This window comes from Chryseobacterium sp. R2ACT005 (assembly GCF_049949215.1).
GTDB lineage: Bacteria > Bacteroidota > Bacteroidia > Flavobacteriales > Weeksellaceae > Chryseobacterium.
On record NZ_CP188192.1, the window covers coordinates 1,143,356 to 1,164,589 of the forward strand.

21 protein-coding genes are annotated in these 21,234 nt (G+C 36.4%); 10 read left to right on the top strand and 11 right to left on the bottom strand.

All coding sequences use genetic code 11. The features are described from left to right. Positions 1–246 precede the first annotated feature (246 nt). The 3 genes from ACPF63_RS05240 to ACPF63_RS05250 form a co-directional block, all read right to left on the bottom strand. The gene (locus tag ACPF63_RS05240) at positions 247–747 is read right to left on the bottom strand and encodes a hypothetical protein (RefSeq protein ID WP_426482258.1); all 501 of its coding nucleotides are present in this window, start codon (positions 745–747) and stop codon (positions 247–249) included. A gap of 203 nt (positions 748–950) precedes the next feature. Next, positions 951–1,805, bottom strand: a complete 855-nt coding sequence (locus ACPF63_RS05245) for a helix-turn-helix domain-containing protein (protein ID WP_180564155.1) — start codon at positions 1,803–1,805, stop codon at positions 951–953. Positions 1,806–2,040: 235 nt separating this feature from the next. Then, a complete protein-coding gene (locus ACPF63_RS05250; RefSeq protein ID WP_426482259.1) occupies positions 2,041–2,466 on the bottom strand; it encodes a hypothetical protein in 426 nt (141 codons plus the stop codon). 244 nt (positions 2,467–2,710) lie between these two features. Between ACPF63_RS05250 and ACPF63_RS05255 the strand changes: the two genes are divergently transcribed. Together ACPF63_RS05255 and ACPF63_RS05260 are read left to right on the top strand one after the other, a co-directional pair. Further along, complete coding sequence (locus ACPF63_RS05255) at positions 2,711–3,133, top strand: PaaI family thioesterase (protein ID WP_047388081.1); 423 nt, start codon at positions 2,711–2,713, stop codon at positions 3,131–3,133. A gap of 117 nt (positions 3,134–3,250) precedes the next feature. Then, on the top strand, positions 3,251–3,595 hold the full coding sequence (locus ACPF63_RS05260; protein WP_047388083.1) for a phage holin family protein: 345 nt from the start codon (positions 3,251–3,253) through the stop codon (positions 3,593–3,595). A 51-nt stretch (positions 3,596–3,646) separates the two neighbouring features. On the opposite strand, the gene ACPF63_RS05265 is transcribed toward ACPF63_RS05260, so the two are convergent. Beyond that, positions 3,647–4,513: a chitobiase/beta-hexosaminidase C-terminal domain-containing protein gene (locus ACPF63_RS05265; RefSeq protein ID WP_426482260.1), complete on the bottom strand. Its 867-nt coding sequence runs from the start codon at positions 4,511–4,513 to the stop codon at positions 3,647–3,649. 207 nt (positions 4,514–4,720) lie between these two features. Between ACPF63_RS05265 and ACPF63_RS05270 the strand changes: the two genes are divergently transcribed. Beyond that, positions 4,721–6,715, top strand: coding sequence for a prolyl oligopeptidase family serine peptidase (locus ACPF63_RS05270; RefSeq protein ID WP_426482261.1), 1,995 nt, complete (start codon positions 4,721–4,723; stop codon positions 6,713–6,715). 316 nt (positions 6,716–7,031) lie between these two features. Continuing rightward, complete coding sequence (locus tag ACPF63_RS05275) at positions 7,032–7,526, top strand: DNA-deoxyinosine glycosylase (protein WP_426482262.1); 495 nt, start codon at positions 7,032–7,034, stop codon at positions 7,524–7,526. 291 nt (positions 7,527–7,817) lie between these two features. Here ACPF63_RS05275 and ACPF63_RS05280 read toward each other — a convergent pair whose 3' ends face one another. The 6 genes from ACPF63_RS05280 to ACPF63_RS05305 form a co-directional block, all read right to left on the bottom strand. After that, positions 7,818–8,849: a phosphotransferase enzyme family protein gene (locus ACPF63_RS05280; RefSeq protein ID WP_426482263.1), complete on the bottom strand. Its 1,032-nt coding sequence runs from the start codon at positions 8,847–8,849 to the stop codon at positions 7,818–7,820. Further along, a complete protein-coding gene (locus ACPF63_RS05285; RefSeq protein WP_077418591.1) occupies positions 8,840–9,754 on the bottom strand; it encodes a sugar phosphate nucleotidyltransferase in 915 nt (304 codons plus the stop codon). Before ACPF63_RS05285 ends, ACPF63_RS05280 begins: the two co-directional genes overlap by 10 nt. Beyond that, entirely contained in the window at positions 9,744–11,141 is a 1,398-nt protein-coding gene (locus ACPF63_RS05290; RefSeq protein WP_426482264.1) for a Gfo/Idh/MocA family oxidoreductase, read from the bottom strand. Before ACPF63_RS05290 ends, ACPF63_RS05285 begins: the two co-directional genes overlap by 11 nt. A gap of 132 nt (positions 11,142–11,273) precedes the next feature. Beyond that, positions 11,274–12,809, bottom strand: a complete 1,536-nt coding sequence (locus ACPF63_RS05295; protein WP_426482265.1) for a hypothetical protein — start codon at positions 12,807–12,809, stop codon at positions 11,274–11,276. Between the two features lie 55 nt (positions 12,810–12,864). Then, positions 12,865–13,557, bottom strand: coding sequence for an AIM24 family protein (locus ACPF63_RS05300; RefSeq protein ID WP_426482266.1), 693 nt, complete (start codon positions 13,555–13,557; stop codon positions 12,865–12,867). A gap of 25 nt (positions 13,558–13,582) precedes the next feature. Further along, complete coding sequence (locus ACPF63_RS05305; RefSeq protein WP_426482267.1) at positions 13,583–14,308, bottom strand: hypothetical protein; 726 nt, start codon at positions 14,306–14,308, stop codon at positions 13,583–13,585. A 154-nt stretch (positions 14,309–14,462) separates the two neighbouring features. Here ACPF63_RS05305 and queA point away from each other — a divergent pair, with 154 nt between their 5' ends. The 6 genes from queA to ACPF63_RS05335 all read left to right on the top strand — a co-directional run bounded on the left by queA (position 14,463) and on the right by ACPF63_RS05335 (position 20,222). Further along, positions 14,463–15,512, top strand: a complete 1,050-nt coding sequence (queA, locus tag ACPF63_RS05310; RefSeq protein WP_047388096.1) for a tRNA preQ1(34) S-adenosylmethionine ribosyltransferase-isomerase QueA — start codon at positions 14,463–14,465, stop codon at positions 15,510–15,512. A gap of 40 nt (positions 15,513–15,552) precedes the next feature. After that, on the top strand, positions 15,553–15,921 hold the full coding sequence (locus ACPF63_RS05315; RefSeq protein ID WP_426482268.1) for a four helix bundle protein: 369 nt from the start codon (positions 15,553–15,555) through the stop codon (positions 15,919–15,921). A 4-nt stretch (positions 15,922–15,925) separates the two neighbouring features. Then, positions 15,926–16,960, top strand: coding sequence for a 23S rRNA (adenine(2503)-C(2))-methyltransferase RlmN (rlmN, locus tag ACPF63_RS05320; RefSeq protein ID WP_047388102.1), 1,035 nt, complete (start codon positions 15,926–15,928; stop codon positions 16,958–16,960). Positions 16,961–17,032: 72 nt separating this feature from the next. Next, positions 17,033–17,983, top strand: a complete 951-nt coding sequence (locus ACPF63_RS05325) for a sterol desaturase family protein (protein ID WP_077418596.1) — start codon at positions 17,033–17,035, stop codon at positions 17,981–17,983. Between the two features lie 280 nt (positions 17,984–18,263). After that, entirely contained in the window at positions 18,264–19,172 is a 909-nt protein-coding gene (locus tag ACPF63_RS05330; RefSeq protein ID WP_426482269.1) for a hypothetical protein, read from the top strand. Between the two features lie 72 nt (positions 19,173–19,244). Further along, a complete protein-coding gene (locus ACPF63_RS05335) occupies positions 19,245–20,222 on the top strand; it encodes a polyprenyl synthetase family protein (protein ID WP_426482270.1) in 978 nt (325 codons plus the stop codon). Positions 20,223–20,302: 80 nt separating this feature from the next. Here ACPF63_RS05335 and ACPF63_RS05340 read toward each other — a convergent pair whose 3' ends face one another. After that, entirely contained in the window at positions 20,303–21,112 is an 810-nt protein-coding gene (locus tag ACPF63_RS05340) for a hypothetical protein (protein ID WP_426482271.1), read from the bottom strand. Between the last annotated feature and the right edge of the window lie 122 nt (positions 21,113–21,234).

Below are 21,234 nucleotides of genomic sequence, written 5' to 3' on the forward strand. Positions count from 1 at the left end.
TACAGATAAATAATCCAGCTTTTGACATTATCGCATTTTATCGGAGATAAAATCTTTGCACCTTAAAAATATACAACTTGGAAAAACTCCTTGCGACTTTGCGTTTTCCAACAATCTTCCGGCTTTTCATTTATACAGAGATTCCTCCGGAATGACAAACGGTACAGATAAACTAAGCGTTGTATTTGTCATTCCGGAGGAATCCAGCCTTATTTTCTATATTTTCCAATTTTCAATACAAATATCCTATTGAAGACGTGAAATTTCAACATTCTCTTTTTTCTGCTTCATAAACTGAAAGATAGATCCCATTACAAAAAGCAGGAAAACGACAAGAAGAGTCTGACCAATGATCGGGTCTTTGATATCTTTAGCCAAAGGATGTCCAATGGGAACTCTTGTAAAAGTCTCATTAATTGTGGGAACAAGAGACAGGAAAAAACTGAATGACAGCAAAAAATTCTCAAAATACCTTGCCTTCCTGCTTTCTTTTTTACCTGAGAAAAGGAAGTACGCTGCAGAGATCAAAACAATGATAAATAACGAGAATACATGCCCTGCATTGAAACCTCCGGCTTTTGAGATTCCCAATGCTGAAAGTGAGGTGATGAGCGTACCGTAAAAATAGACCTTTCCGGATAGCTGAGCCAGATTGATTTTACCATATTTGATAAATCCTATAATGGCGCCAACAAGTGCTGTGATGCCAATGATGGTATGAAAAATTCCTAAAATTGATAGATGCATATTGATATTATTTTAAATGTATACTCATTCAGTTTTTAGTTGTGGGACTATTTCCATTCCCTGAAACTGATGGTACAAATTTGCGGTAGAATCACAGAAATGATTTTGTGATTTCGTTCAAGAATTTGAGATTTTAGTTCAAAAAAAACACTCCTTATTGAAATAAGAAATGCCTGTATAATTTGTATAAAATAGTTTTTTAGTTATTTTTCTTTCCGCTCCTGACGATAACCTGACGGGGAAATATGATATTTATCGCTGAAGTTTTTTGTAAAAGTCGCCAGATCATTAAATCCGCAGTCAAATGCGATATCAGTAATGCGTTCATCAGATATTAAGAGCAATTCGGCGGCTTTCTCCAGTTTTTTGTTTCTTATATAGTTGGCGGGAGTATCGTCATAGAGTTTTGCAAATTCTCTCTTGAAGGATGATATACTTAGATTGCTCTGTTCTGCAAGCTGTTCAATGGTGAGCTGCGTAAATAAATTCGCTTCAATAATTTGCTTAAAAGAGTAAGCTGTTGGAGAGAAAAGTTGTGACAAAATCAATTGTATGGCACTTGCATTCTGTGATTGAGCCAGTAATAACATGATCTCTTTTAGCTTAAGAATTAATATATCTTCATTAATGAGTGATGGATTTTCAAAGTAAAAAAGTAAGCCTTCTACATATTTTTGAATCAGAAAATCATTATTTATTTTCTCACTGGATTGATTTGAAACTGTGTTTGCAGGTCTCTGCAATAAGGAAGGTAATTCTCTGTCGTAAATTTTCTTCAGTATATCCGGGTAGAAGGTCACAATTACGACCTGACAGTGACTTTCTAAATTTGAATTTTGAATATGCTTTCCCGAGCTGATACAGTTCAGAAACAGGGAATAGTTGGTGGGAACATCAAATTCCTGCTCATCTGTTTTATATTGAAATGCTCCTTTGATCACGTACAGAAAACAGGCTTGCTCCGAAACCGGAAAATCATATCTGAATGGCCCTGTCATATCAATTTTCTGTATCAGAGTCTTTCCAAATAATTCATATTTTTTGTAATCATTCAGCATAATGGGCGAGTTTCGTTTTGAAGTGAATCAAGTGAAAGTTAATTAATTTTATCTGTAAAAAATGAGTCAACAACAAATATACACAGTCATTCTCTAAAAAGTTTAATTTGCACAGTTAGATTCCTACAGAATGATAAACTATGCGGTATACTTGTCATTCAGCAGGAATCCAGCCTTATGTTTTCACAGTCTTTTTTATACGAATACTCCAACAGGAGAGGTGAGAATTCATGGATTACCGAAACAATTTCTCATACCATCCGCTAACATCATTTTTAATCTCTTCATGATGCTTGCATAAAATCACAGCCAGTTCCAGTTCAGATCTTTCAGATTTATAAGGATTTGCAGTAAGAAACCCAAAGAAATTTCCATCCTGATCAACGATTGCCGGAGGATAAGCTCCATATTCATTCCATGGAGAGTAGGTGCTGTGAGGATTTCCATAATTTCCATATGCATTCCAGATTGATTTTGAATTGAAAACATTTCCGTAATCGCTGAACTTATTCCATATCGAATTTTTATCAAATTGATCACAGGTTAAACATCCCAGATATTGGTCCTGATCTGCACCGCCATACAAATGTAATGTCTGTGCCTGAAAACAGAAGCCTGCCAGTAAACCTATAAGTAGAAAAAAACTTTTTAAACCCATCATAAAGCTTTCCTGCAAAGCTAGCCTTTTGAACTGAAAAATTTTGATTATTGCTGAACAAAACCACACACCACAAAACCCGTACAAATTTCCAATATATATAAGGTTTAAATATTCATGTAGAGATCAAACAGCAGTATAAGTTTATCTCAGTTCCCTCAAAGCTTCCTGCCACTGGAAATTTTTAATCTTTAAATTCTTTAATCTTTAAATCAATTTCTACCTTTACATGCAAATTCAAAAAGTAATGACTCCAGAAAAAAGAAAACTCATCACAGACAGCTTCAACCGTTCGGAAACTTTACAGTTCTATAAAGCAGAACTGCTGGAAGTAGAAACCGATTTTATATCCATGAAGATTCCTAAAATGGAAATGATGACCCGGAAAGCAGGAATGTTCAACGGGGCTATGATTGCTTCTCTTGTGGATGTTTCTTCCGGATATGCTGCGGTGAGTCATTATGCAGAAGACTGTTATGTGGTAACCGTTGAATTGAAAGTGAATTACCTTCGTCCTGCAATGGGTGATGCGTTGGTATCAAAATCCTATGTTATCAAAGGGGGAGGGAAAATCATTGTGGTGAGAACGGAAATCTATGTTCAGAGTGAAAATTCCGACTCAGAAAGTCACGTGGCGACCTCTTTGGTCACTATGATGAAAATAAAATAAGGATTAAGGGGAATAACAGATAAAATATTCCTTAAATAAAGGGTTTCACGGAATTCTTTTTTTTGAAATGGAATGGCTTTTGCTCCATATCCCCCATAAACATTAAAAAATAACTCAATGAACTTAATTATCCGATTATTTATAACAGCGATTGTTGCTTATCTTTTGACCAAAATCTTACCGGGAGTACATTTTGAAGGATTTTCTTCAGCCATTATCTTTGCTATTGTGCTTGGGGTTCTGAACATATTTGTAAAGCCTATTTTAAGCCTGTTTGGTCTGCCGTTAACGATCCTTACCTTAGGATTCTTTGCTTTGGTAATCAATGCCGGAATTATTCTGATTGCGGACTATTTCATAGACAGTATGGTGGTAGATGGTTTCTGGTGGGCATTTATCTTCAGTATATTATTGTCAATTGTGACTTCTCTGGCGAATTCAATGTTCTCAGATGGAGATTAATTAAAAACATTACAGATCAAAATATAAATCCGCTCAACAAGCGGATTTTTTTTATTTTTTAATGAACTTCAACAACACCAAATTTCCCTTTGAATCTTTTAGTTTTAGAAAATAATTTCCTGAAATAAGTTGATGAATAGAAATTTCTTTTACAAACTGGTCTTTTACAATCACTCTTCCATTCACATCTATAATCTCATATTCCTGAAAATCCCTATCCGTATTTACTTTTAAAATATCTGAAACCGGATTCGGGTAAACTTTAATTAAAACATTGCTGTTTTTTTGCTGCGTTTCATGAGTCGCTAAAAATAAACATGAGGGTGGAGTTGTTATAATTCCGTCAGTAAAATCATAATACAAAGTACTTTCCATAGGAATCAAATTGGTACTGATGGTTGCAGGAATATTTTCAAAGAGAGTACAATTGTTAAAACGTACATTGGCACTTTCAAAATTTCTGGCAGTCTTATACCAGGATTCACATCCTGCAGGCTGCATTACAACTCCTGGCCAGAAGGTATCCATGGCAAATCCGTCAATGGAATTGGGACTCACCATATCAATCATTACACAGCTTCCGGTAGCCCATGTAGAAGGAATTTTAAAGTAAATGTTGGCCGTAGGAATACTTCCTGTATAATATTTTTTACTGATGACAGCTGATGAATTTCCCTGACCATCAACAAGAAATGCTTTGATTTCTTTATTCTGATCAATGGGAATCTGTACATTATTGACTGCTGAACTGGAACTCAATGTAGGGGTGCTTCCATCAGTAGTATAATAAATAGTTCCGTTTCCCGAAATAGTTGCCTGATAAGCATTATAATAATGATTGGGGAAAGGGCTTATCGTTAACTGTGAAAAAAAGAAAGAAGACACAAAGAGTGCAGAAAAAAGGAGAAATTTTTTCATGTAAAATGGATATTAGTTTAGTTTTTATAAAATTAATAAAAATTCATCTGCATATTAACTATTTATTTTCAATATCGTAAAACTTAAATGTTAATTCTTTCGTCCGTTTTTATTTTAAATATTAACTTTGGCAATCTTTGAATTTAATAAAAGGATGTATAAAATCATTAGGATTCTGTACATCCGTTAAAAAATGAATATCAACATATGAAACTTAAGTACAGTCTGCTGGCCTTGGCAGCTCCGCTTTTAATGAATGCACAACAAGTAATGACGCCTGAAATTCTTTGGACTTTGAAAAAAGTTGGAGTACAGGCTGTTTCACCAGATCAGGGCTCCCTTATCTATAAAGTAGGACAGGTTGATCTGAAAACAGAGAAAACAAAAAACGAGAACTATTTTCTGAATGTTCTTAATAATCAGTCTTCCAAAATTGATTTTGGTAAAAAAGCCCTTATTCAATGGGATAAAAACGGTATCTATGCTCAGGAAGGTGATAAAATCTATCTTTCTAAAGATGCAGGAAAAACCTGGACAGAATTTTATACCATCGGTGAAGTTGATAATGTTGTCATTTCTCCGGACGGGAAGAAAATTGCTTTCAGTAAGCAGGTGCTGGTAGAGAAAGTAATGGGGAAAGATAAATTCAGTGATACTCCTAAAACGACGGCTCAGGTATACACAGACCTGAACCACAGACACTGGGATTATTTCAATGAAGGAAAATACAACCATGTATTTGTAGTAAATACTTCTGATAAAGCAGAATCAGCTAAAGACCTGCTGGAAGGAAAAATGTGGGATTCTCCTCAGAGACCTTTCGGGGGCGCTGAAGATTTTATCTGGAGTTCAGATTCTGCACAGCTTTTATATGTTACAAAACCTAAAAGTGGAAAAGACTATTCTACAAGTACCAATACCGACATTTTTGCTTACGACTTAGCATCAGGTACAACCAAAAATCTTACAGAATCCAACAAAGGATATGATGTAAATCCTAAATTCAGTCCGGATGGAAAATCTCTGATCTGGCAGAGTATGGCCAGAGACGGATATGAAGCCGATAAAAATGATGTGAAAATCATGGACTGGAAGTCTGGAAAGACAACTAACCTTACATCGGGTTGGGACGAAAGTGTTTCAGGAGACGTACTTTGGGGTGCGGACTCAAAAACAATCTACTTTACAGCAGCATTCAGAGGTACAAAACAGCTTTTTGCCCTGGATTCAAAATCAGCAAAAGTACAGCAGATTACAAAAGGAGATTTTGATGTTAACGAAATTTTTACAGATAATAAATCTTCACTTTTAGTAGGAAGAACAGACGTAAACCATGCAACAGAACTTTTCTCAGTAAACGTTAAAAACGGAGAAATGAAGCAGGTGACTGAAGCGAACAAAGAAACATATGCTAAGTTAGCTCAGGGGAAATCTGAACTTAAGATAGTGAAAACTTCTGATGGTAAAGAAATGGGAGTGTGGTTCCACTATCCACCAAACTTTGACCCAAATAAAAAATATCCTACTTTGGTATACTGCCAGGGTGGTCCACAGTCTGCTCTTACTCAGTTTTTCAGTGTAAGATGGAACTTTGCTCTGATGACAGCTAATGATTATATCGTGGTTGCTCCAAACAGAAGAGGTATGCCAGGCTGGGGAACAAAGTGGAATGAAGAAATTTCAAGAGACTGGGGCGGACAGCCAATGAGAGATTATCTGGCAGCCACAGACTTTGCAAAAACTTTACCATACGTAGACGGTGACAGAGTAGCAGCGGTAGGAGCGAGCTACGGAGGATACAGCGTATTTATGCTGGCAGGAATCCATGAAAACAGATTCAAAACGTTCATCGCTCATGATGGGTTATTTGATATGAAATCATGGTATCTGACGACTGAAGAACTTTGGTTTGCGAACTGGGATCTTGGTTCACCATGGGAGAAACCACAGCCAAAAGCATACACAGAATTCAATCCAAGCAATTTTGTAGATAAATGGAACAAGCCTATCATGATCGTTCAGGGTGGAATTGATTTCCGTGTTCCTTACGAGCAGGGGCAGGAAGCTTTCCAGGCTGCTAAATTAAGAGGATTAAAATCTAAACTGGTTTATTTCCCTAACGAAAACCACTGGGTACTTCATCCGCAAAACGGATTGGTATGGCAGAGAGAATTCTTTGATTGGCTGAAGGAAACTTTGTAAGATCAATAAAAATAAAATATCAATAGGAGCGGGCTTTAGCCCGCTTTTTTTATGATGAAAAATCCAATGGCTTTAGCCAAAACTTAAATAAACTGAGTTGGGTTAAGGAAATTAAAATTCAGGCTATTGGAAGCTGGAAGGGGAGGCTGGAAGTTGCTGTTAATCTTAACATTTATAGAGGTTGCCATAAATTAATAATATCATTGTTTAAAGAGATGAAAATACGGATAACCCGTTTTTCATAACCTCAATAACTTCCTTCTACAAGCTCCCAGCTTCCAGCCAGATTAAATAAATTAAATCTTTATATTTGAATATGCAAAACCGGATTTCTTCATTTTCACCTCTTATTGATGTTCAGTCTCGGATTATCATTTTAGGATCAATTCCCGGAGTAAAATCACTGGAAAAACAACAGTACTATGCCCATCCTCAGAACAAATTCTGGAAAATCATCTTTGAATTGCTGAATGAAGAATTTACTGAAAATTATACTCAGAGAATCGAAGTATTAAAGAAACATCATATTGCCCTTTGGGATGTCATTGATTCCTGCGAGCGAAAAGGAAGCCTGGATTCTGAAATCAAAAATGAAGAAGCCAATCAGATTGCTGAACTGCTGGACAAACATCCAAACGTGAAAGCCATTTTCTGCAATGGTGGAAAATCTTACAAAAATTTACAAAAACTGTTGGGGAAAAGTTATAAACTGCCCATTTTCCTATTACCTTCTACAAGTCCGCTTCATACGGTTTCTTTTGAGAAGAAATTGGAAGAATGGAAGAGGATACTGGAGTTTTTGAGAGTTTGAGGGTTTGAGGGTCGGAGAGCTGGGCTGTAAGAGTATAGATTTCCTTCGGAATGGACAAATACGATGTATTATCTATCCGTACACTTTGTCACTCCGTAGGAGTCTAAGTATTGTATGTAATTCTCGGTAAAGAATTCTGGAGTTTTTGAGATTAGTTTTGGGATTAGATTTAGAGAGCTGGCTTGGATTCCTACGGAATGACAAACAGAACGCTTTATCTATCCGTATCTTTATCATTTCGTAGGAATCTGTTTTACTCTATTATTCTCAAACTCTCCGACCCTCAAACTCTCAAACTCCCAAATATTCTCTCAGTCCTTTCAAAAGCTCCAGCTGGTTTTTGGTTCTATCCAGATTGTGCTCAGGATGTGTGATAGAATAGTAAGTGCTTCCGTTCAGGTAATCCGTTAAAAAACGAAGTTCCTGGATATAAATGGCGACTTGTGCAGCATAATCAAGATTGCCAGATTCTTCCGGGGTCAGTTTTTCCTTTAGATAAAATAAAAACCCTTCTTTTACAGCCTTATACATTTCAGGGTTGAAATTGTTTTTGGCACTGCCATCATCTTCATGGGTTGTATTGGTATAAGACTGGACCATCGTTCCAAAATCATATAAAATAGTAGAAATCATCATAGTATCCAGATCAATCACAGCCAGCGGGCTATGATTCTGATCAAAAAGAATATTGCTGATTTTTACATCTGCATGGATGATTCTTTTGGGAATCTGATTGTTTTTCTCCATTTCGATCCATTGATCAGGCAAAGACAATAACTTATTGGTGATTTCTATTTCAGCCTTTGCATTTTCTTTTAAATAAGGAGCTGCATTCTTTAATGAATTTTTATAATCTGCAACCCTTTTCTCAAAGTTAAGGAAATTCGGAAGAGAATCTTCTATGGCAGGCAGTTTTTCGGTATTGATGGTGGTAAGGAAATAACTGAAGGTTTTAGCCGCTTCAAAAGCCACCTGTAAAGATGGAGCGGAAAGAAAGGTCATACTGTTTTCTACGAAACTCAGCATACGCCAGGGCTGACCATCGGCATCTTCTACCAAAAGCCTGTTGTTTAGAGAGGGGATAGGTTCAATAATTTGAAACTGATAATCATGTGCTCTAAGAATTTCATTAACCATTAAATGATTATTAACGATGACTTCCGGCTGCCTGAAAACATGATTGTTGATTTTCTGCAGAATAAACTTTTTCCTCTGATCTTTATCTTCCAAAAGATAGGTTGTATTGATCAATCCGTCAGTAATAGAAGTGAGTTTATAATTATCTGTACCGATAAACTCATTAATAATATCATTTAACTCCATAAATCTTCCGGGTATCTGTTGTTTTTAATCTCTGAAGTCAGAAAATCTATAATTTCCTTTTTATCATCGGCATAAGTGACACCCATCCATTGAGACGGAGATGCTTTTACCTTTACCTGTACTCTGTTTTCATCTATCATTCTCTGTACGGCTGTAGGAATATAAAATTCCTGGGTAGGCAGCGGATCAGATTCGATAAAATCATAAAAATAAGCTTCCAGATAACAGAAAATATGAGGATGGAATATAAAAAAGTTCATGGATACCAAAGTATCAGAATCTAATTTTACATTTTCTCCATTTTTAATATAAACGATGGAGTTATTTATTTTTTGAATGGAAGTCTGCTCTTCAACCTTAATCAGATAATTTTCCGGATCCAGTGTACATATTCCTCTGGCTACAGCTCCATTACCGCTCAATGTTGTCCCTACAGGATAAGCAATCATACCCAATTGTGAATCTGAAATATGATGATGGTTGATTTCATGTGCAGCCAATTGATACGCTTCTTTTCCGTAAAAGTCATCCGCGTTGATCATCACAAACGGTTCCTGTATTGAATATTTTGCACAAAGTACAGCATGAGCAGTTCCCCATGGTTTTTCACGATCAGGATAATCAAAACCTTCCAGCGAAATAGGAATACTGTCTATTTCCTGATATACCCAGTGAAGTTCAAAGTTTTTAGCCTTTGAAATGGTATTGAGTCTCTCAATATAACTTTGAGGAATCAGTTTATTGACAATAATAACTACTTTTTGGAAACCGGCTTCCAGAGCGTCAAAGATAGAATACTCCAGAATTGGCGAACCGTTATTGAGTATTCCGTCTACCTGCTTTAATCCTTTATATCTGCTTCCTAATCCACCTGCTAATATGAGTAATGTTTTCTTAGAACTCATCGGTCATTCCAAATACAGGTTTACGGGTTTTCCATTTTCCATTGGTAAAATCAGGAATATCAACTACCTGACCGCCTTTGGCAATAGACTCTTCACTCAATGGCGTAATCGAATACCACAACGCAAGATCATACACATCCATCGGGAATTCTATATTTCTTTTAATACATTCAATAAAAGTATTCATCACAAAGAAATCCATTCCGCCATGACCGGCTCCTGCTGCTGTATTTTCAAACTTCTTCCACATCGGATGATCGTGTTCTTGCATCCATTTTTCAGTATTATCCCAACGGTGGGTATGGTTCATCGTTTTTTCAAAATAAATATGACCCTGGTTGAAGTCTCCCCATCCGAAATCCTGCCACAACCCTTCAGTTCCCTGAACCCGGAAGCCCAGATCATAAGGTCTCTGTAAACTTGTATCATGAGTCAGAAGAATGGTTTCTCCATAAGCACAGGCAATTTGTGTTGTTACCACGTCTCCCTGATTGAATTTCACTTGGGCACTAGGATGGTTTTCTCCTCCTTTTGGATGTTCAACAATATATTTATGAAGCCCTACAGATTTTGATGAGAATGAAGACAGCCTCGTTAATCGGTTTCCTCTGTTGATGTCCATCATCATTGCTACCGGGCCTAATCCATGTGTAGGATAAAGTTCTCCGTTACGCTTTACATAATGTTCAGTTCTCCATTTTGCTTCACTGAATCCTTTCTCTCCGAATTCTGCACCAGAATTGTAAGGAGTAACGCCGTCATTGAAAAGTACACCTCTCAAATCGTGCTGATAACCGCCTCTGCCATGTACCAATTCTCCAAACATTCCTTTACGAACCATATTCAGAATGGCCATAATATCTCTTCGGTAGCATACATTTTCCATCATAAAGATAGGAACTTTTGTTTCCTCATATACCTTTACAAACTCCCAGCAGTCCTGAAGCTTTATCGCTCCGGAAACTTCCATACCCACAATTTTTTTAGCGCGCATAGCTTCTACCCCTTGGGTAAGGTGCCATTCCCATGGAGTAGCAATGACAACAGCGTCTATTGCTTTTGATTTTAAAAGATTTCGATAGTCATATTCACCGTTGGAAAACTCCTGAGCAGCCGGCTTATTATTGTCTTTTAAGATTTTTTGAGACGCGGCAAGCATTCTTTTCTCTGGATCTGCAAACGCAACAATCTCTACGTCATTACGCTTTGCCAGTAATTTTACATGTTCCTGCCCACGAAGACCTACACCGATGAAACCGACACGGACTTTTTTATCTGTTTTAAAATCATTGGAATAGGCAAATAATGAATTGGGTAAAACCAATGCCCCAAAGCTTGCCAAAGCTGCTGTCTTAAGAAAGTTCCTGCGCGAATTGCTATTGTCCATCTATTTTTTTTCTTAAATATATTAAAAACTTTTGTAAATCCCGACGTTGTGATAGTAGGGAGTTGAAGAGGTCATTAGTTTGAGCGTCGAAAAATTTAAGAGTTTAAAGCATATGGTGAATATCCCGGAGATTTATTGATTAATCCATGCTTTTCTTAAAGCTATTTGTTTTGAATCGGGATTGGGTAGAGAAGTTACCTTTCCGGTAATTTCATCATAGTTGAAACCTGCTTTTTCCAGATATTCTTTCAAAGGAATAGGTTGGGTGCCTTCTATAAAGTTGCTGAAAAATGTGCGTATTTCAGGATAAGTCATTTTTGTAATTTCATCAAACAGATCATCATCATTGAAATATTTACCTTCTCCATATTTTTTCATAAGCATCTGCATCAGGTTCTGAGTTCCCATTTTTCCATCAGAAAGTTCCCTTAGCCTTATATCTAAACACAGTCCGAGTAATGCTCCTTTCATATAAAAGTTCATATACTGATCCTGTCTTTCCATAGAATTTTTACTCATTTCCGTAAAAGATAATGTGTTGTCAAACTCTTTCATACCATGTATCTTTTCTTCCAGACTCTTTTCAAAATCTTCCAGGCTGATCATTTTTTGTTTGATAGGCATATGAATCGTAGCATATTCGGTCATTCCTTCATACAGCCACAGATGTTTAGACATGACAGGATTCAGGAAATCATAATGCTGAATTTCTCCTGAATGAATGTTGAGAGGAGTAACAACATGGAAAAACTCATGAGAAGCCACTCTGTTTAAAGCATTCGGAAGAAATTTCATACTTCCGGATCTGTACAGGCAGACTGTAGAATGGGAGTGTTCCAGACCATCTCCCAAAAATCCATTCTCATTTGAAGATTCATAATAAATTAGAAATGCATATTTCTTTACCGGTAATGTGCCTCCCAGATAAGCCTGCTGATTTTTCAGAATGTTCTCTATTTCATGAGCTATTGTTTTGGAATAATGTCTTTCCTTTTTATTATAAAATGATACAAGCACTTTAGTATGACCTATCTTGAGCCACGTTGTGTCTGGAACGGAATACAGAACAGGAGAATCTACCAGTTCCCGGTAATCTTTTGCCCAAACTACATCCGTGTTTTTATTTTTCTGTTGATAATCTAAAGCAGAGGAAGCATAAAAATCCTTGTTTTTTGTAATGGTAATTTGGTAAGGAATATCTTTCATTTCTTCAAAATATCCCACTAAAGAATTATAATTGATGACTGAAACACTGTCTTTTATAAACATACTTCCGGCAGATCTTGCCTCATTGGATTCCTTCTCCAAAGAGTTCCATCCATCCGCTACCTGATAGGATATTTTCTTTACACGATTCAGATCATGTACCAGCCAGCTGTTTTTATCCAGACGTTCGGTCAGAATTTTTTTTCCGTTTTTATCGGTGGCTGTGAAATTAGAAACATATTGTCCGAAATTCATAGCCTGATAAAATCCGGGTACCAGTTTGGGAATAATAAACCTGCCCTGTTTAAGATCATTCTTTGGGGGCGAAAAAGATACCCGGACTTCATCGTTGGACATATGAAGAAGGTCTATATTGTATTCGTAATTATTCTTTGTTTTTTGGGCTATAATGATATTAGGAATTATAACGATCAGAAAAAATAGCTTTATAATACTATTCATTGCTATTGCTTTAAGTACTACGAAAATACAAAATTACCTCTAAGGTTTGCGGACTTTATTTTTCCATATAATAAACTTCTTCGTAAGGCTGGATCAATACCCATCCGTGGCCTGAGAACTTCATCTGAAACTCTTCACCACTTCCTCTGCCAATAAGGCTTTTGAAAGAAACATTTGTTTTCAGTTCCGGGCTCAGATTTCCGGACCATGCAACAGTGGCATTAGGATCTGTAAATACAGGCGTATCAGGAGTTACCAGTAAAGTCAATGGATCTCCGTGAGTTGTAATCGCAATATGTCCCGTTCCTGAAAGTTTCACCTGGAAAAGTCCTCCGGACATCATTCCTGCAATACTCTTAAGCATAGTAATATCACTGTTTACACTTTGCTCATGGGCAAGAACATCATTTCCGTTCACACATACTGATTCATTATTCAGATAAAGGATACGTACTTTTTTCCCGGCATCTGCTACATACAATTTTCCGGTTCCTTCCGCTTTCATAAGCTTACTTCCTTCACCACTGATTGCTTTTTTTAGAAGGTTTCCAATTCCTCCGGCCAGCATTCCCTGTCTTTCAAAATTGATATTTCCCACATAGCTTACCATGCTTCCTTTTTTAGTCCATACCGCCTGATTATTTAGGTTGATTTCCAGAAGATGTTTGGTTTCCAGCTCAAAATAATCTCTTTGCTGCGGATTTTCTTTTGTTTCGTTGATAAAGGCTTCAATTGAATATTTACTCATAATGATAATTTTTTGATTGGTTATTTTATGCGGTTATCGATTTGATTTTGTTTAATTTATATTCTCTTTTATTACTTTTAGGATTCAGATCCACAAATTCATAGGCTTCAAAGTTGGCAAGTTTTGCTTTGAATACCTCAGCAGCTTTTTCTACCGACCAGGTTTTAGGATAATGGAATCCTTCAAATTCAGCATTGAAAATCTCTGCTTTGAACTCATGTGAAAATTCATCATCACCCGCGTAGGTTAATGCTATCTTGCCGGTCCATGTAATATCATATTGATTGTTGTCTGTTTTTGAAAACCGGATTTCATGACCTGCACAGCTGTCATGGCCAAGCAGATAAATATTGAAGGCCAGATCCTCATCATCAAAATGTTGTTCAGACGGAAGATCGTTACTGAAAAGATCATTTTTAACAACAGCATCAAAGTCCAGTTTTTCATCCGGATTGTTTATTCTGATTCCTCTTTCTTCACCCCAATAATTTGACGATAGAGTACAGGTATGGTAGTTTCCCCATACGCCTTTAGAGTCCCAGTCTGATAAATCTTCGTCTTCTTCTTCGCTGTCATGATCATCATTGGCATAATAGTCTTCAGTTTTTAAATGAAAATCAAACCAGATAAAACCATACTCATCAATTCGTCCACTCCAGTTGAATGTGACGATCTTATGCCCGTTAGGATACGGATTATTAAGGAAGTATATTTTGCTTACTGACTCCATACTGAATTTTAATTTTCCCAAAAATAGAACTTTTTAAGCTTAAAAATCCCCGTAAAATCACGGTTTTATATTTCATTGTAAATAATACTTGACAAAGGGGTATTCAATGTCGTATATTTGCAATCCGAAAATTACACCTTGTAATTACAATAATTTTTAAACCGTAATTTAAAAAATGAAAACATCAGATTTTAATTTTGATCTTCCTGCGGAATTATTAGCAGAACACCCATCAGAGCACAGAGACGAAGCTAGATTAATGGTACTTGATAGAAAAACACAAACTATCGAGCACAAATTATTCAAGGATGTAGTGGATTATTTTGATGAGGATGATTTGTTTATCTTCAATAATACTAAGGTTTTCCCTGCTCGTCTTTACGGAAATAAAGAAAAAACAGGTGCTAAAATTGAAGTTTTCTTATTAAGAGAACTTGATAAAGAAACCAGAGTTTGGGATGTTTTGGTAGATCCGGCAAGAAAAATCAGAATTGGTAACAAATTATTCTTCACTGAAGATGAATCTTTGGTAGCAGAAGTTATTGATAACACCACTTCAAGAGGAAGAACATTAAGATTCTTATTCGACGGTTCTTACGACGAATTCAGAACGAAATTAAAAGAATTGGGAGAAACTCCACTTCCAAAGTATATCAAAAGAGCAGTAGAGCCGGAAGATGCAGAAAGATACCAGACTATCTATGCTAAAATAGAAGGAGCTGTTGCTGCACCTACAGCAGGTCTTCACTTCTCCAAGCATTTGATGAAGAGATTAGAGATCAAAGGAATCAATTTTGCTGAAGTAACACTTCACGTAGGATTGGGAACATTCAACCCGATTGAGGTAGAAGATCTTTCTAAGCACAAAATGGAATCTGAAGAGATTATCATCGATGAAAAAAATGCTGACTTGATCAACAGAGCTGTAGAATCTCACAGAAGAGTTTGTGCGGTAGGTACTACAACAATGAGAGCATTGGAAACTTCTGTTTCTTCAAACAAAAAGATCTCTGCTTTCAACGGATGGACAAATAAATTCATTTATCCGCCTCACGATTTCGGAGTAGCTACTTCAATGATCACAAACTTCCATACACCGAAGTCTACACTGCTTATGATGATTGCTGCCTTTGCTGGAAAAGATTTCGTAATGCAGGCTTATGAAGAAGCTGTAAGAGAAAAGTATAAATTCTATTCTTACGGTGACGCAATGTTAATTCTATAAAAAAGTAAAAAGAGCCAAGTTAAAAGTAATACAAGTGTAAATGAGACAAAATGATTTACTTATAAGAACTTTTACATTTGGAGTTAATTGTCTTAAATTTTTAAGAACACTTCCAAATGATTCTGAAAGTAAATTAATAAGATTTCAACTTGGAAAATCAGCTACTTCAATAGGTGCTAATTATGAAGAATCCCAAGCTGGATCTTCTAAAGCTGACTTTAAAAATAAAGTGAAAATTGCTTTAAGAGAAGCAAGAGAAAGTAATTTCTGGCTTCGGGTTTTAGAAGAATTAGATGGTTATGATTCTGAAGAATTTAAAGCTTTATTGAATGAGAGTAACGAATTGAAAAACATTTTGGCTGCAATAGTTAACAATACTAAACTTTTTACTTTTAACTTGGCTCTTTAATATTATGAAAGATATCCGTATATTATCACTGGACCAGCTTAAAGATTACTTTGAGTCTTTAGGAGAAAAACCGTTTCGTGCGAAACAGGTCTATGACTGGCTATGGAGTAAAAACCTCCATTCGATAGATGAAATGACGAATCTTTCGAAATCACTTCGTGAAAAAATTTCCGAAGAATACACTATTAATCCTGTTTCCGTAGATCTTCTTCAAAAAAGCACTGACGGAACCATCAAAAACGGAGTGAAACTTCATGACGGGCTGATGGTGGAATCTGTTCTTATTCCTACAGAAACAAGAACTACAGCCTGTGTATCTTCCCAGGTAGGATGCTCACTAAACTGCGAATTCTGTGCTACAGCAAAACTGAAAAGGATGAGAAACCTTGAAGTAGCTGAAATTGTAGATCAGGTAGCCCTGATTGACAGCCAGAGTAGAATGTACTTCGAAAGACCACTTTCCAATATCGTATTTATGGGAATGGGAGAGCCGATGATGAATTACAAAAACGTCGTTGAAGCCATCAGGAAAATTACCCAGCCGGAAGGATTGGGAATGTCTCCAAGAAGAATTACCGTTTCTACATCCGGTATTCCAAAGATGATCAAAATGCTGGCAGATGATGAACTGCGTGTGAAATTGGCTTTATCCCTTCACTCAGCTATCGAATCCAAGCGTAACGAGATCATGCCTTTCTCAGATAAATTTCCGTTGACTGATATAATGGAATCTCTTCAGTACTGGTATCAAAAGACAGGTTCTGTCATTACTTTTGAATACTGTGTATGGAAAGGAATCAATGACGGAGATGAAGATATTAAAGCTTTAATCAAATACTGCAAACAGGTTCCTTCAAAAGTAAATCTTATTCAATACAACCCGATTGGTGACGGAAAATATGATCAATGTAACAAACAGGCGGAAGAAAACTATATCCGTCAGCTTGAAAATGCAGGGGTTACTGTAATGGTCAGAAGAAGCCGTGGAGGTGATATTGATGCTGCCTGCGGGCAATTGGCCAACAAAGCAACAGATTAAAATTTCCTTAAAAAAAATCAAAACTTTCTTAAAAAAAGGTTAAAGCCCTACCTTTGCACAAATTATTTTGTGATGATGGATTTTCTTATGAGCGAGGATGGGCTGGAAAATGTGTATGCATGGGCTATCCCGTTGCATGCAACCGTTATTTTAGCTGAAATGATTTACAGCCATGTTTCAGAAGCTAAGCTATATAGTGGGAAAGATCTTGCTACCAATGTTTATCTGGCATTGATGAACTTTGGTCTGGACCTTATCATGAAAGCGTTTGCCATGGGCGTAATGTTTTTCTTCTACAATCACAGGCTTTTTTCATGGGATCTGAGTGTATGGTATCTGCTGGCTTGTTTTATAATCACAGATTTTGCCTATTATGTACTGCATTATGTTGACCATCGTTCCAGAGCATTCTGGGCAGTTCATATCACGCACCACAGTTCAGAATATTTTAACCTTACAACAGGATTCAGAAGCCCTGTACTACAGCCGCTTTACAGATATTTATATTTTTCACCACTTGCATTTTTAGGATTTAATCCGTGGCATATTATGGTGGCTTATGCCATTGGTCAGGTATATGGAACGTGGGTTCATACACAGACTGTGAAGCGTATGGGATTTTTAGAATATATTCTTGTCACTCCTTCCCACCATCGTGTTCATCATGCATGTAATGTAAAATATCTGGATAAGAACATGGGAATGTGTCTGATCATCTGGGATAAAATATTTGGAACCTTTCAAAAAGAAGATCCTAATATTCCTGTAAAGTATGGGATTTATCCCAAAATGCCGGATAACAGACCAGATACAGTCCTTTTTTATGAATGGAGAAAAATCTGGAAAGATCTCAAACAGCCAGGATTAAAATTCACAGACAGAATCAATTATATTTTCAATTCACCGGGGTGGAGACATGACGGAACCGGAAAAACGGTAAGGCAATACCAGAAAGAATATTTTGCAAAACAGGCAAAAAAGAAAGAACAACAGCAAACTCAGGAAGAGCAGAAAACTGCTTAAACTTGTTTTTAAAATCGATAGAAATCTAAGGGAAAAGCGGGCTATTTCAGCCCGTTTTTCTATTTTGAGATAGAGAAAGGTGAATAAACAAAATAATAAATCTCTTAAACTCTACAATACAAAATCAAAAATTTTTCAAAGGACTATATAAAATATTCAGATTTCTGTGGAATGGCAAGGTGTGTGGAGAAATAAAACGCCTAGTTTGTCCATTCCGTAAGAATCTATGTTCGTATAGATCCCAACCCCTCAACTGGCAATAAAACCTTATTTTTGTCCTATGAAAAAATTCTTTCTGATTGTTGCCCTTATCATTACTCAATCTGCATTTTCCCAGCAGACCGATTTTCTGAAAATAAAAAAATACAGAGTTAATTATCTGAATGAGAAGATTGATGAAACTTCAGGGCTGGATATTTTGAACGGGAAATTATATACCTTCAATGATAGCGGAAATCCAGCTGAGCTTTTTGAAATTGATAAAAATAATGGCGAAATTATCCGAACACTTAAAACCAATTTGATTAATAACGATTGGGAAGCTTTGGCAAACGACGGTGAAAACTTTTATATCGGAGATTTTGGAAATAATACGGGAACAAGGAAAGATCTGATGATTTATAAAGTTCCTTACGAACGTCTTGATACGTCTATTAATATTAAAATTCCCGGTTCAGAAAGAGCTTTAGACGGATCTAGAATTCTTTTTTATTATCCTGAACAGACAGAATTTATTTCTAAAAATACCAGAAATGATTTTGATGCGGAAGCCATGATCTATTTGAATGGAAAGCTGCATATCTTTACTAAAGAATGGGCTGCAAAAGCAACCTCTCATTATATCGTAGATCCAGACATTTCAGAATTGCAGAAAGCAGAAAAAATAGAAACCTATACAACAGGTTTTGTTGTTACAGATGCTTCCTATTTTGATAAAAAGCTTTATTTGGTGGGATATACCAAGAAAACGGAAGTCTTTTTAAATGTCTTTAATGAAACAGAGCCCGGGGTATTTTTCAAAGAAAAGCCAAAGCATTATTATTTAGGAACAGCTCTTTCATTAGCTCAGATTGAAGGAATAAGCGTAGATAAAACAGGAATCTATATTTCCGGAGAAAAATTTAAATCTCCATTGGGAACTGCAAAACCCTCTTTTTATTTTATCCCGAAAGATCAACTCAAAGATTAATATGTCTTAAAATTGAGCGAAAAAAATTATCTTTGTGAGAATTAATAATTATTCACCCAGCATTCGCAGATTGTGGCAAATACAGTAGAAGAGATTAAACGACCGATCAATGATGAAATGAAACTTTTTGAACAGAAGTTTTATGAATCAATGCAGAGTAAAGTAGCTTTATTAGATAAAGTAACCCGTTTTATTGTTACCACCAAAGGAAAACAGATGCGTCCAATGTTTGTATTTCTCTGTGCCAAACTGGTGGGTGAAGTGACTGAAAAAACGTATCGTGGTGCGTCTATGATCGAGCTGATTCATACGGCTACTCTTGTACATGATGATGTAGTGGATGAAAGTTTTAAACGTCGTAATTTCTTTTCAATCAATGCTTTGTGGAAGAATAAAATTGCGGTTTTGGTAGGTGATTATCTTTTGTCAAAATCCGTACTATTATCTACAGATCATAAAGATTATGACTTGCTTGGTGTAATTTCCAGAACAATCCGGGAAATGTCAGAAGGAGAGCTTCTTCAGCTGGAAAAAGCGAGAAAGCTGGATATTACTGAAGATGTTTATTATGAAATTATCCGCCAGAAAACAGCGACTCTGATTGCTGCCTGCTGTGAAATAGGAGTTCTTTCCAATAATGCAGACGAAGCTTTGGCTAAGAAGATGATGAACTTTGGGACCTTTACAGGAATGGCATTTCAGATCAAAGATGACCTTTTCGATTATTTAAGTTCAAACGTGATTGGAAAGCCTGTAGGAATTGACATTAAAGAACAGAAAATGACCCTGCCTTTAATTCATACCCTGAAAATAGCTGATGAGAAGGATAGAAAGTATTATTTCGATACCATAAAACGTTATAATAACAACCCGAAACGTGTAAAAGAGCTTATAGAATTCGTTAAGAACTCAGGAGGATTGGAATATGCCATTAAGGTAATGAAAGACTTTCAGCAGAAAGCAAAAAATCTCCTGAATGAGTTTCCGGATTCTGAAGCAAGAAAATCGTTACATAGTATGTTAGATTATGTAATTGAAAGAAAGTTTTAAAAATACTGATATATAAAACTGATATATAAAAAGGATTCGGCGCACCACAGGTGCGCCGAATCCTTTTTATGTTTCCCTAATTATATTTTCTGTACCGTTACATTGGTCACATTTCCATTTCCTGTAGGCCCCATCTCTGTTGATAAAATAGTGCATGCCTGATTGGGAGCTGCTGTAAAACGAATCTGATAACCAGCTGTAGGCACTACAATTACAGTTGTATAATTCATTAGTTCACCAATTCTTGTGGAAGCAGTCAGGGTGGGAGTTGCGACTCCTGCATAATGGCTTCCTCTTCCCAGGTAGTTACTGTCCGGAACAGGTCTGATACCTAAAAGTAATTGCGCTCCTGCAGAAATATTTGTGAAACTTGCCTGCAAAGTCACCAGATAATTACCGGCCTGACTAAAAGTCAGAACCCCCGAAGAGGTGTTGTAAGAATAAAATGGGGAAGTAGCAACCGGGCTGGCAAACATTAGTGTCACGATTGAAGCTGCGCTGCCAATATTTTGATCTGCAGCCAAACGTGCATGAAATAATGAGTAGGCTGTAAAGTCAATAGTTTTCAAGACACCAGTGGCATCAGCAACAACAACTCTGTCTGTTCCTCCAACTCCAATATTGGAATTAATAGTTCGGACACGTACATTTCCTGAACTTACATCCAGCTTTTCTGTTGGAGTAATTGTACCTATACCAACTTGCGCTGTATTGGTCACTGCAAAATCATTAGTTTGTTGTACTGCTGTAGGAACTCCTGATGTCGAATTGTCTTTAGCTCCGTCAATATGAAAGGTTGTTTGAGGATTCGAGGTGTTTATTCCTACCTGTGCAAAGTAAAGTGTAGAAAAGGCGAAGACCTTAACTACGGTCAGTAATTTTTTTGTCATCTTATAGTGTTTTAAAAATAATTACTAACGTGAATTTCAAATAATATACCAGAAAAACGAAAATAAATGATTTTCGATAAATATCTATAGCTTATAGTTCAAAAATGACAATTGATTTGGTA

What these genes read in the sequence shown, in the direction of transcription:
- ACPF63_RS05295 (WP_426482265.1), bottom strand. Translation starts at nt 12,809, where the DNA reads ATGAATAGTATTATAAAGCTATTTTTTCTGATCGTTATAATTCCTAAT.
- ACPF63_RS05255 (WP_047388081.1), top strand. Translation starts at nt 2,711, where the DNA reads ATGACTCCAGAAAAAAGAAAACTCATCACAGACAGCTTCAACCGTTCG.
- queA (WP_047388096.1), top strand. Translation starts at nt 14,463, where the DNA reads ATGAAAACATCAGATTTTAATTTTGATCTTCCTGCGGAATTATTAGCA.
- ACPF63_RS05285 (WP_077418591.1), bottom strand. Translation starts at nt 9,754, where the DNA reads ATGAGTTCTAAGAAAACATTACTCATATTAGCAGGTGGATTAGGAAGC.
- ACPF63_RS05280 (WP_426482263.1), bottom strand. Translation starts at nt 8,849, where the DNA reads ATGGAGTTAAATGATATTATTAATGAGTTTATCGGTACAGATAATTAT.
- ACPF63_RS05245 (WP_180564155.1), bottom strand. Translation starts at nt 1,805, where the DNA reads ATGCTGAATGATTACAAAAAATATGAATTATTTGGAAAGACTCTGATA.
- ACPF63_RS05260 (WP_047388083.1), top strand. Translation starts at nt 3,251, where the DNA reads ATGAACTTAATTATCCGATTATTTATAACAGCGATTGTTGCTTATCTT.
- ACPF63_RS05325 (WP_077418596.1), top strand. Translation starts at nt 17,033, where the DNA reads ATGATGGATTTTCTTATGAGCGAGGATGGGCTGGAAAATGTGTATGCA.
- ACPF63_RS05315 (WP_426482268.1), top strand. Translation starts at nt 15,553, where the DNA reads ATGAGACAAAATGATTTACTTATAAGAACTTTTACATTTGGAGTTAAT.
- ACPF63_RS05240 (WP_426482258.1), bottom strand. Translation starts at nt 747, where the DNA reads ATGCATCTATCAATTTTAGGAATTTTTCATACCATCATTGGCATCACA.
- ACPF63_RS05300 (WP_426482266.1), bottom strand. Translation starts at nt 13,557, where the DNA reads ATGAGTAAATATTCAATTGAAGCCTTTATCAACGAAACAAAAGAAAAT.
- ACPF63_RS05270 (WP_426482261.1), top strand. Translation starts at nt 4,721, where the DNA reads ATGAAACTTAAGTACAGTCTGCTGGCCTTGGCAGCTCCGCTTTTAATG.
- rlmN (WP_047388102.1), top strand. Translation starts at nt 15,926, where the DNA reads ATGAAAGATATCCGTATATTATCACTGGACCAGCTTAAAGATTACTTT.
- ACPF63_RS05330 (WP_426482269.1), top strand. Translation starts at nt 18,264, where the DNA reads ATGAAAAAATTCTTTCTGATTGTTGCCCTTATCATTACTCAATCTGCA.
- ACPF63_RS05340 (WP_426482271.1), bottom strand. Translation starts at nt 21,112, where the DNA reads ATGACAAAAAAATTACTGACCGTAGTTAAGGTCTTCGCCTTTTCTACA.
- ACPF63_RS05275 (WP_426482262.1), top strand. Translation starts at nt 7,032, where the DNA reads ATGCAAAACCGGATTTCTTCATTTTCACCTCTTATTGATGTTCAGTCT.
- ACPF63_RS05250 (WP_426482259.1), bottom strand. Translation starts at nt 2,466, where the DNA reads ATGATGGGTTTAAAAAGTTTTTTTCTACTTATAGGTTTACTGGCAGGC.
- ACPF63_RS05290 (WP_426482264.1), bottom strand. Translation starts at nt 11,141, where the DNA reads ATGGACAATAGCAATTCGCGCAGGAACTTTCTTAAGACAGCAGCTTTG.
- ACPF63_RS05265 (WP_426482260.1), bottom strand. Translation starts at nt 4,513, where the DNA reads ATGAAAAAATTTCTCCTTTTTTCTGCACTCTTTGTGTCTTCTTTCTTT.